Genomic DNA, 9,573 nt, shown 5'->3' with positions numbered 1-9,573 from the left:
CAAACTCGCAAACTCGCAAACTCGCAAACTCGCACTCATACTCTTTATTTAGCTTTTTCAGCGCGTGCGGCGTGAAGTTTTTTGTAGCTGTCAATTAAACGCTGATGACGCTCTAACCCTTCAAGTTGCATGTTGGTCGGTGTTAAGCCATAAAACACAACATCGCCATTGATTGAGCCTACCACGGCATCCATGACTTCTTGGCCAAACATACGAGTAAAGCTATAAATATAGTCTTCTATTTCCAGGTCATCACTTAAGGCAACTTCCAGCGTTGCATGCATTGCTTGGTAAAATAACCCGCGTTCAACGGTGTTATCGTTAAATTGTAAGAAGGTTTCAACCAGCTCCATCGTCGCTTCTAAGTCACCCAGTGCTAAGTAAATTAACAGCTTAAGCTCAAGAATCGTTAACTGGCCCCAAACGGTGTTTTCGTCAAACTCAACGCCAATTAGGGTGATAATGTCGATATAGTTATCAAGCTGGCTGTCTTCTAAGCGCTCAACTAAATCGGCCAGTTGATCTTCATTTAAACTGTGCAGGTTTAAAATGTCTTCACGGTATTTAAGGGATTTATTGGTGTTATCCCAAATTAAATCTTCAACAGGATAAACTTCAGAGTAATCAGGCACTAAAATACGACATGCAGTGCCTAAATCTGAAAACTCAGCAATGTATGCTTCTTTACCTAAGTCTTTTAAAATACCGAATAGGCTTGCCGTTTCTTCTTCGTTCGTACCCGAGAAGTCCCATTCAACAAAGTTATAATCGTGCTTGGCACTGAAAAAGCGCCACGAGATTTTACCTGTTGAGTCAATAAAGTGTTCAACAAAGTTTTCCGGCTCAGATACGGCCATACTGTTAAATGTTGGTTTTGGTACGTCATTTAAACCTTCAAAGCTGCGACCTTGTAATAGCTCAGTTAAGCTACGTTCAAGGGCGACTTCAAAACTTGGATGCGCGCCAAATGAAGCAAATACACCACCAGTTTTTGGGTTCATTAAGGTCACGCACATTACTGGAAATTGACCGTCAAGCGAGGCATCTTTTACCACAACTGGAAAGCCTTGCTCTTCTAGCCCTTTAATACCGGCAACAATACCTGGGTATTTAGCAAGCACTGCGTCTGGTACGTCTGGTAATACAATTTCTTGCTCGATAATTTGGCGCTTAACCGCACGCTCAAAAATCTCAGATAAACATTGTACTTTGGCTTCGGCAAAGTTATTACCGGCGCTCATGCCGTTACTTAAAAATAAGTTTTCAATCAAGTTTGATGGGAAGTATACGGTTTCGCCGTCAGATTGACGTACATAGGGAATAGAGCAAATACCGCGTTCAACATTACCTGAGTTAGTGTCGATTAGGTGCGAACCACACAGCTCATCTTCAGGGTTATAAATGCTTAGCGTGTAGTCGTCTAAAATGCCTTCTGGCAATGAATCGTCATCGGTAAGTGCAAACCATTTTTCATTTGGGTAATGGACAAACTCACTGTTGGCAATTTCTTCACCAAGGAATTGATCATTATAGAAAAAGTTACAATTTAAGCGCTCGATAAACTCGCCAAGGGCAGAGCACAATGCGCTTTCTTTGGTTGCGCCTTTCCCATTGGTAAAACACATTGGAGAGGCGGCATCACGAATATGTAACGACCATACGTTTGGTACGATATTGCGCCACGATGAGATTTCAATCTTCATACCTAAGTCGGCTAAAATCGCGGTCATATCTGCAATGGTTTGCTCAAGAGGCAAGTCTTTACCTAGAATAAAGGTATTTTCGCTACCCTCAGGCTTTGCCATTAACATGGCTTGGGCATCGTTATCGAGGCTTTCTACTGCGTCAATTTTAAATTCAGGCTTGGTTTGAATAACGCGCTTAACTGTACAGCGGTCAACTGAACGTAGGATACCGGTACGGTCTTTTTCAGAAATGCTTTCAGGCAGCTCAACTTGAATTTGGAAAATTTGATTGTAACGATCTTCAGGGTCAACGATGTTGTTTTGCGCAACACGAATGCCGTCGGTCGAAATATCACGAGCATTGCAATACACTTTTATAAAGTACGCAGCGCATAAAGCTGACGATGCTAAAAAATAGTCAAATGGACTTGGCGCAGAGCCATCCCCTTTATAACGGATTGGTTGATCTGCGATCACAGAAAAATCGTCAAACTTAGCTTCTAACCTAAGATTATCGAGAAAATTAACTTTAATTTCCATTGAGTTGGTCCACCTTCATGCGCACTAAAAAGCAAGGCAGCTAAGTGTTTGTGCCAGGCTTGATCAGTATATTTTCATTTAGCTGCAATTATCCGCTTTTTAGGGGAGCAGATACAAGTAATAGTCGAGGTTAATTTTCAAAAGAACAAGCTCTGCTGGCGTTAGCCAGTTGGCATGAGTAAAGTTAAAGCAAAGTATAAGGCAATTGAGTAACTGCATGGCTCATTAAATGATTGAGTAGAGGTTAGCCTGAGTAAACGAACCTCTATCTTATAAGCTAGTTTAGGGAGCCATGAGTCTATCGAGTAAACTCATTACTTGCTCACTTGCAGCCTCCATTAAGTTTATATGCTTGATTGCTTTAATTCTTTCATTATTATGAATAAGAACTAAAGCTTCAACACCATTGCGGTGCACTTCTCTATGTGGTTCTTCAAGTTGTTTGAACGCATTAAGGTTTTTAAAATCCAGAGCCTGATCAGAGTTGTACCATTGGCCTAAACGACACATAGTGTGATCAGTAAAGTCATCAACTGACTTATTCAAAGAGCCATTTGCAACGGCATATACCTCTCCTTTCCACACAATATGATCAAGTTTAACTGTTTGAATAAACGATCGAATAGCTGCGCTCGTGATTGTGTTCTTCATATTTGTGCAGTGGCTGATAATAGTACTGTAATCACTGTTTAAAGAATCGAAATTAGTAGATAGTTGAGAATTATTATGTTGAATATCAGAGACTGAGTTAACGGTTTCAGTTGTTTTATCTATGATCCCTTTCACAAGCTCAGATACTTCCTGTGCAGATTGATTGGTATTGGTTGCTAATGTTCTAACTTCGTCCGCAACAACACTGAAACCTCGGCCTGCTTCACCAGCTCTAGCGGCTTCTATAGCGGCATTTAAAGCAAGTAGGTTTGTTTGATCTGAAATTTTAGAAATGGTAACAACAAAATCATTTATACTGTCAGCCATGTTAGAAAGGCCTGAAATATTGTCAGTCATACTCCCCATTTTGCGTGCCATTTGTTCCATCTCATGGACGATGTGACTCAGTGATGTGTTTGAGTTATCAAGTAACTCACTTATTTGATAACTCACTTTGCTTTCTTCATCAATTGTAAGATATGACTCTAAAACAGTTTGACGAACATGCTCTATTTGGTTGATACACTCAATTGAACTTGTTAATAAGCTTTCCTTAAATTCGTTATTATCATTGGCTGTAAAGTGGTTGAGCTGCTCTTGTAATTCTTGGTTTTCAATAGTAAGGGCATTGTTGTTAGCTTTTAATGCCTCGACTTCTTTTAATAATCCATCATATTTATTCTTAACTGATAAATAGCTTTTTTTCGCGACAAACATATAAGCTTCCTAGAACAATACTTAAAAAATACTGTTGTAAAAATTAAAATAAACTAACCATAGTATATATCTACCGACTAAAAAAATTAACTTTTGTATCGTTTTTCCTGTTTATATGTGATGTGTGTCAAAATATCTTAATTTAAAGCCATTATTTTTATAGAGCTATTTTAACTATGTTTGTCTTGTTTTACTTTCATCGCAATACTTTTAGCCGTTATGCCAAAAGCTTGTTTAAATAAACGGCTAAAATGACTTGGGTTATTAAAGCCCAATTCGTAGCATACAGCACTTACTTTTTGACCTGATTTTAGTAGGGTTTGTGCTTTCTTAAGTCGTAATTGTTGTAGCCATAATGCAGGGCTTTGTCCAAACGCAAGTTTAAATTGTTGATAAAACTTACTGCGGCTCATACAGGCTATTTTGCATAACTTATCGATATCGAGAGGTTGATTAAGGTTTTCAGCTAAGTAATCCAGCGCGTTATTAAGGCTGCAATTAATTTGTGGTTGATGGCAATTAGCGAGCATTAAATCGCGACTTTGTTGTTGTAACAGGCGAGTGATTAATTCATTAACTGAAAGCTCTATTAAATAATGTCGATCTTGCTCGTTTTCACTGAATAAACCAATCATACGCTCAAGTAACTGTTGGGTTTGTTGATTATGCTCGGCATGGATAAGTTTAGGGATGTATTGAAAAAAATCATCATTGCTTATTTGTTGCTGCATATTAAGTGCATCAGCGACTTGGCTAATTTTATCACGGCTTATTTCAATTGCTAAACAGGTGGTTGGTTGTTTAACTGACGCTTCTGGAAAATCAATCAGTACACCTTGCTCAGGTGCTAGCACAAATGACTGCTGTGGTAAAAACTCTTTGTGGTAATCACTGTCGCCAACATGCATGATTTTTTTACCGCTGATCATGCCGCAAAACAATAGTTCGCTGGAATGCAGCGCCACTTTTTGTGCATCCTGGTAGGTATCGTAAATACTCAGCTGTGCGTTATCTGAGGCAAAAGTAACTTTGTTTTCTATAAGTACATCAACTGCTTGTCGCTGTTTGGTGAGTTTATCTTTAGTTAAATAAGCCGCCATTTTACCTCACTTGTAAGTCTGGACACACAGACACGTTTTTTGGACCGGTAATCAAGTTTGTAAGCCTGTTATGCGCTAATGTCAATAAATGGCGGATAAATAACCAATAATTCCCCGCTAGATTTGCCTTTTCGGCAGTGAATTTAACAACAACTTGAATATAGGACACACACAATGATCTATACAAATCCAGGCAGTGACGGTGCACTCATTAACTTTAAATCTCAGTATGGTAATTATATTGGTGGGCAATGGGTTGAGCCAGTTAATGGCCAGTACTTTGAAAATATTAGTCCTGTAAACGGTAAGGTATTTTGTAAAATACCGCGCTCAGATAAAGCGGATATTGAGCTTGCGCTTGATAAAGCCCACGAAGCAAAAGTGGCTTGGGGCACAGCTTCAGTCACAGAGCGTAGCAATATTTTATTAAAAATTGCTGATCGTATTGAACAAAACTTAGAGCTACTCGCTGTTGCAGAAACATGGGATAACGGTAAAGCAATTCGCGAAACTTTAGTGGCCGATATTCCGCTGGCAGCAGATCATTTTCGCTATTTTGCCGGTTGTATTCGCGCCCAAGAAGGCAGTATTGGTGAGATAGACGAAACCACCGTTGCCTATCATTTTCACGAGCCGCTGGGCGTAGTCGGGCAAATAATCCCTTGGAACTTCCCTATTTTGATGGCTGCTTGGAAGCTCGCGCCAGCGCTTGCTGCGGGGAATTGTGTGATTCTAAAACCCGCGGAGCAAACTCCAGCCTCCATTTTAGTATTGATGGAAATTATTGGTGATCTGCTACCAGCAGGGGTTTTAAATGTCGTAAATGGCTTTGGTAAAGAAGCTGGGGAGGCACTGGCAACCAGTACTCGTATCGCTAAAATTGCCTTTACTGGCTCGACGCCAGTTGGCTCACATATTTTAAAATGTGCCGCAGATAACATTATTCCATCCACTGTTGAGCTTGGGGGGAAATCACCCAATATATTCTTTAACGATGTGATGGACAAAGACGATTCATTTTTAAGTAAAGCCATTGAAGGTGCGGTGCTTGCTTACTTTAATCAAGGTGAAGTGTGTACTTGCCCGTCGCGTTTGTTTATTCAAGAAGATATTTACGAGCAGTTTATTGAACGTATTTTACAGCGCACTTTACAAATTAAACGTGGCAATCCCCTTGATAGTGAAACCATGGTGGGTGCGCAAGCATCACAAGCTCAGTTTGATAAAATTCTTAGTTATATTGAAATTGGTAAAAAAGAAGGGGCAGAAGTACTCACGGGAGGTAATGTTGAGCAATTAAGTGATGAGCTAAATGGCGGTTATTACATTCAGCCTACTTTGCTTAAAGGTACTAACGATATGCGAGTTTTCCAAGAAGAAATTTTTGGCCCAGTTATTTCAATGTCGACCTTTAAAGATGAAGCAGAAGCGCTTGAACTTGCTAACAGCTCAGAGTTTGGTTTAGGTGCAGGCGTATGGAGCCGTAATATGAATCGCGCTTATCACTTTGGCCGTAAGATAGAGGCCGGCCGTGTGTGGACGAACTGTTACCATATGTATCCAGCCCATGCTGCATTTGGCGGCTATAAAAAATCAGGCATAGGTCGCGAAACCCACAAACTCGCCCTTGACCATTATCAGCAAACTAAAAATTTGTTGGTTAGCTACAGCGAAGATCCACTCGGCTTTTTTTAAACGCGGTTTAAGCGAAGCTGTAATTTAATTAAGTAATGCAAAGCGTGGCCACTGGCTGCGCTTTTTTGTATATAAACTAGTTACATTTTAGAGTTTGGTTTACTTAGGTATCAGTAAAATATAATAATTAAAAAGGATTTGTATGAAGAAGGTGGTTAAATCGTCTCCTAAGCTACTAGTGGTCGTTATGTCTTTACTAGCAGCCCATGTTTATGCGCAAAATGATGAAGCCAGCTCTATGCAGGATCTGCAGCGAACTGCAACGCAGTGGCAAGCTGTAACAGAGCAAGATATTCAATATGCCTACGCGCAAACAGCGGCGAATCACCCGGGTCTGTTTGACAAACTCAACCTTGATTTTCCAGAGTTACTCGATAGTGCTAGATACCAAGCCCTAGAGCTTGCTAAACAAGTAACAACGCCTCAGGCCTATGCAGCTGCAATTGCACGTTTTAATACGCAAAACCATTTTTACATTTCATGGGCAGGTTGAGCTGCCTAGGCAATGGTGGAATCAAGGCCGGCGATTGCTTATTGATGAAGGAAACCCATTTTTGACTAAAATAAAAAGCTGTGATTTTGTCAACGTAAATGGAGCGACTTATAGTGTGCAACTTAAGTGGTCTGTTCGCCGACAAAACGTTCGCGAGCAACTAGGACATGCTTTTAATGGGGATGAGCTCCCTATCGGTCTTCATTGGGCAAATAAGGATATCGCTTGGATTGCAATGCCAACATTTTCACCCAATGAACAACAACAGGCTGATTACCGAAAACTATTTGCCGATTTAGCAAAGCAGCGCGCCCAGTTATTAACGGCCAAAGCGGTAATTCTTGATCTTCGCCATAACCAAGGGGGATCTTCTTTTTGGAGTCTAAAAGTTGCAGAGCAGTTATGGGGGCAACAAATTGTTAGTTATCGTAGAGAAAAAGCGAACGCAAAAACTCAAGTTTGGTGGCGCGCATCAAAAGAAAATACCGAATATGTAGAGTCATTAAAGGCAGTTTTAAAAGACCAACCTGAAATGTACGAAATGGTAAAAGAAGTTTCTGCGGGCATGCAACTATCGCTAAATAAAGGTGATGCGTTTTACGTAGAGCATAATCAGCCTCCTGAGCAAAGTTTAGTTGAAGTAACAAGCAGCGACTTTCAAAATAAAGCGATAGTGATTGTACCAGGGCAGTGCGGTAGCGCCTGCCTGGATGCTGTTGATATCTTTAAGCTGTTTTCAAATACAGCGCTATTTGGCGCGCCAAGTAGTTCAGACTCTACTTATATGGAAGTAAGGTTAATCGATACACCTTCGGGGTTGAGTAAGGTGATTATTCCTAATAAAGTGTACGTAGACAGGCCCCGTGAAAAAGGATTCTATTATCAGCCAGATATTCCATATTATGGACTTGAATGGACAACTGAGGCTTTACTTAAGCAAGTTAATAGTTTGCTAGAGTAACTGTATTTGCTTGCTTAGTGAGCGTATTAAACAAGCTATTTTATTCAAACACAGGTTTTGACGGAGTATTTCGTAAACATAAAACCGGCAGGAGCTTTATTTATGAATCAATTAACAGAAAAAACTATCGCCTGCCCTTATTGTGGTGAGCATATAGATGTATTACTTGACCCTGCGGTCATAGATCAACAATACATTGAAGACTGTCAAGTGTGCTGTAAACCGATTAATTTTTTGGTATTTGAAACAATGGATGAAGAACTGTCGGTTAGGGTGTTTAGTGATGACGAAAGTTATTGATAGCGAAATATAAATCAGACTTTAGTTAAGCTGTGATTTTAAAATAGAAAAATCGCAATAATAAACAGTACAAATATAGCTAAATATATACTGTGATGCCAATTATGGTTGCGGTTTTTTAAGTATGCGTTACGCATTGTCCATTTGTCTTGATGGGTAAAGGTATGAAAGCAGTGGTGGCAATATTCGTCACTGAACTTTCCCCAATGCTTGCACTTTATGCAAGGGTATCTTTTTTTCAGGTGACTATATACATCATTGTTAATTTCAAACACTTACTTCACAACCTTGAAAGATAAATTTATATTAAATAAAAAAGCAACTACTAGTTAAGCTTTAAGTTAAATGTTTAACTTAATCCAAGTCGCTTTTTAACCTCTAAATGCGACAAAGTAAAACTACTTGTCTTCCAATGCCTTTAAAAGCACGTTTTTAAAACGCGTAAAGTCTTCAATATGCGGTAGATGTCCTAAGTTATTTAATTCAAATAGTTCTGAATTTGGAATAAGCGCTGCGGCTGATTTGCCTAATTTATCGTAACGACCCAATTCATAGTTTACACCTTGTTTTTTCCAATTACGGCCAGGGCCTGTCCTGTCACGTGTGCCAATAATGAGCTTTACGGGCATCTTAAAATTGCTAAATTCAGTGATTACCGGTTGGGTAAAAATCATGTCGTAAGTTTTGGCATTAACCCATGCAACTAGCTCTTTATCCGGGCCTTGAATTTGCCCTGTTATAAAGTGGGTGAGTGATTCAAACTGACTATTCCATTGACCATCGTAGTAATTTTTTTGTTGATACTTTTTAACGCCTGCTGGTGTTTTTGCAAGCTCGTTTTTATAAAAGAAGTTAGTGTCTTTGTAATCAACATATTCAAGGTAGTTTTCGAGCCCGATTGGGTTCATCAGGATGAGTTTTTCAGTGGTGTTTGGATACATCAATGCAAAACGACTGGCAAGCATGCCGCCCATTGAGTGGCCTAATACAATCGACTTTGTAATATTAAGTGATTTTAATAAAGCGTGAGTATGATGAGCAAGTGCTGCAAATGAATACTGATAATTTATTGGTTTTGCCGATTTACCAAAGCCTATTTGATCGGGCATTAGCACACCATATCCAAGGGATTGTAAAAGCAGTGCTGTTGAAGTCCAATAATGGGCGTTAAAGTTTTTACCATGCATGAGGGTTACAACTGGTTTATCTGTTTTGGGCGGTAAATAGATATACGCCATTTTTAATGACAGCTGTTGAGATTTAATATCAAAAAATTGAGTAGTAAAGTCGTACTTATAATTACTTAGTAGTCCATCGTAACTTAGTTTTTCAGTCTTTTCCTGGCTATGTGCCACAGAACTTAATAATAGAAAAATACCTAATTGCCATACTTTATACACGCTTGAATTCAAGTATTAAGTGCAATCATTA

At 39.4% G+C, this 9,573-nt stretch carries 8 protein-coding genes; 4 read left to right on the top strand and 4 right to left on the bottom strand.

Annotated features, from left to right (window positions below; all coding sequences use genetic code 11):
• Window positions 1-44 precede the first annotated feature (44 nt).
• The 3 genes from B5G52_RS21440 to B5G52_RS21430 form a co-directional block, all read right to left on the bottom strand.
• Complete coding sequence (locus B5G52_RS21440) at window positions 45-2,225, bottom strand: OsmC domain/YcaO domain-containing protein (RefSeq protein ID WP_087534674.1); 2,181 nt, start codon at window positions 2,223-2,225, stop codon at window positions 45-47.
• 282 nt (window positions 2,226-2,507) lie between these two features.
• On the bottom strand, window positions 2,508-3,593 hold the full coding sequence (locus B5G52_RS21435; protein ID WP_087534673.1) for a methyl-accepting chemotaxis protein: 1,086 nt from the start codon (window positions 3,591-3,593) through the stop codon (window positions 2,508-2,510).
• A 170-nt stretch (window positions 3,594-3,763) separates the two neighbouring features.
• Window positions 3,764-4,693 carry an AraC family transcriptional regulator gene (locus B5G52_RS21430; protein ID WP_087534672.1) on the bottom strand — a complete coding sequence of 310 codons (930 nt, stop codon included), beginning with the start codon at window positions 4,691-4,693 and terminating at the stop codon, window positions 3,764-3,766.
• A 174-nt stretch (window positions 4,694-4,867) separates the two neighbouring features.
• On the opposite strand from B5G52_RS21430, the gene B5G52_RS21425 reads away from it, so the two are divergent.
• From B5G52_RS21425 to B5G52_RS21415, 4 genes are all read left to right on the top strand, one after another.
• A complete protein-coding gene (locus B5G52_RS21425; protein ID WP_087534671.1) occupies window positions 4,868-6,388 on the top strand; it encodes an aldehyde dehydrogenase family protein in 1,521 nt (506 codons plus the stop codon).
• 142 nt (window positions 6,389-6,530) lie between these two features.
• Window positions 6,531-6,881, top strand: a complete 351-nt coding sequence (locus tag B5G52_RS22480) for a hypothetical protein (RefSeq protein ID WP_254911267.1) — start codon at window positions 6,531-6,533, stop codon at window positions 6,879-6,881.
• A 61-nt stretch (window positions 6,882-6,942) separates the two neighbouring features.
• Window positions 6,943-7,842: a S41 family peptidase gene (locus B5G52_RS21420; protein WP_254911266.1), complete on the top strand. Its 900-nt coding sequence runs from the start codon at window positions 6,943-6,945 to the stop codon at window positions 7,840-7,842.
• 102 nt (window positions 7,843-7,944) lie between these two features.
• Entirely contained in the window at window positions 7,945-8,142 is a 198-nt protein-coding gene (locus tag B5G52_RS21415; RefSeq protein WP_087534670.1) for a CPXCG motif-containing cysteine-rich protein, read from the top strand.
• Window positions 8,143-8,540: 398 nt separating this feature from the next.
• On the opposite strand, the gene B5G52_RS21410 is transcribed toward B5G52_RS21415, so the two are convergent.
• Complete coding sequence (locus tag B5G52_RS21410) at window positions 8,541-9,542, bottom strand: alpha/beta fold hydrolase (RefSeq protein WP_087534669.1); 1,002 nt, start codon at window positions 9,540-9,542, stop codon at window positions 8,541-8,543.
• Window positions 9,543-9,573 lie beyond the last annotated feature (31 nt).

The organism is Pseudoalteromonas sp. A601 (assembly GCF_002165575.1).
Lineage (GTDB): Bacteria > Pseudomonadota > Gammaproteobacteria > Enterobacterales > Alteromonadaceae > Pseudoalteromonas.
Note: the sequence above shows the minus strand (reverse complement) of the source record. Positions and strands in the feature narration are given on the sequence as shown.